The sequence below is a fragment of the Paraburkholderia sp. BL25I1N1 genome (assembly GCF_003002025.1).
Lineage (GTDB): Bacteria > Pseudomonadota > Gammaproteobacteria > Burkholderiales > Burkholderiaceae > Paraburkholderia.
On the sequence record NZ_PVZB01000072.1, the window covers coordinates 1 to 1823 of the forward strand.

General features: G+C 61.8%; 1 protein-coding gene. It reads left to right on the plus strand.

Going from position 1 to position 1823, the window contains the following annotated elements; genetic code table 11:
* Positions 1–1823, plus strand: a 1823-nt coding sequence (locus tag B0G73_RS41820) for a YadA family autotransporter adhesin (RefSeq protein WP_374957063.1), incomplete at both ends; no start/stop codon positions are given.

Genomic DNA, 1823 nt, shown 5'->3' on the forward strand with positions numbered 1-1823 from the left:
ACGGCGAACTCGGTGGCACTGGGTTCGAACTCGGTGGCGAACTCGACGACGCTGACGACGGCAGGCTTCACGCCGGCCGGCGGCTCGGCGATCACGGCAGCGACGGCGCTGGGTGGTGAAGTGTCGGTCGGTGCAGCAGGCAAGGAACGTCGTATCACCAACGTGGCAGCCGGTTCGGCAGCGACGGACGCGGTGAACGTGAGCCAGTTGCAGTCGGAAGATGCGAAGGTCAATAACGTTTCGAACAACCTGAGCAACCTGTCGAACACCGTGAACAATATCAGCACGGCGACGGGCAACATCACCAATATCAACAACACCGTCAACAACATCACCAACGGTGGTGGCATCAAGTATTTCCATACCAACTCGACGCTGGCGGATTCGTCGGCAACGGGCACGGATGCAGTGGCGATCGGTGGCAACGCATCGGCCTCGGCGGCCAACTCGGTAGCACTGGGTTCGGGATCGACCACGACGGCGAACCTGTCGGCTGCGGGCTACAACCCAGGTTCGACGGCTCTGTCGGGTACGGCTTCGGCAGCTAACGGTGAAGTGTCGGTGGGCTCGGCAGGCAAGGAACGTCGCATCACGAACGTGGCAGCGGGTCTGAACGCCACGGACGCGGTGAACGTGAGCCAGCTGCAATCGGAAGATGCGAAGGTCAATAACGTTTCGAACAACCTGAGCAACCTGTCGAACACCGTGAACAATATCAGCACGGCGACGGGCAACATCACCAATATCAGCAACACCGTCAACAACATCACCAACGGTGGCGGCATCAAGTACTTCCACGCGAACTCGACGCTTGCGGATTCGTCGGCAACGGGCACGGATGCAGTTGCGATCGGTGGTAACGCATCGGCAACGACGGCGAACTCGGTGGCACTGGGCTCGAACTCGGTGGCGAACTCGACGACGCTGACGACGGCAGGCTTCACGCCGGCCGGCGGCTCGGCGATCTCGGCAGCGACGGCGCTCGGCGGTGAAGTGTCGGTGGGCGCGGCAGGCAAGGAACGTCGCATCACCAACGTGGCAGCCGGTTCGGCAGCGACGGACGCGGTGAATGTCAGCCAGTTGCAGTCGGAAGATGCAAAGGTGAACAACGTCAGCAATAACGTTTCGAACCTGAGCAACAACGTCACGAACATCAGCAACGTGGTGAACAACATCACCAACGGCGGTGGCGGCATCAAGTACTTCCACGCGAACTCGACGCTGGCGGATTCGTCGGCAACGGGTACGGATGCAGTGGCGATCGGTGGCAACGCATCGGCAACGACGGCGAACTCGGTGGCACTGGGCTCGAACTCGGTGGCGAACTCGACGACGCTGACGACGGCAGGCTTCACGCCGGCCGGCGGCTCGGCGATCACGGCAGCGACGGCGCTGGGTGGTGAAGTGTCGGTTGGCGCAGCGGGCAAGGAACGTCGCATCACGAACGTGGCAGCGGGTCTGAACGCCACGGACGCGGTGAACGTGAGCCAGTTGCAGTCGGAAGATGCAAAGGTGAACAACGTCAGCAATAACGTTTCGAACCTGAGCAACAACGTCAGCAATCTGTCGGGCAACGTGACGAACATCGCTGGTAACGTCACCAACATCAGCAACGTGGTGAACAACATCACCAACGGCGGCACCGGCATCAAGTACTTCCACACGAACTCGACGCTGGCGGATTCGTCGGCAACGGGTACGGACGCAGTGGCGATCGGTGGCAACGCATCGGCAACGACGGCGAACTCGGTGGCACTGGGTTCGAACTCGGTGGCGAACTCGACGACGCTGACGACGGCGGGCTTCACGCCGGCCGGCGGCTC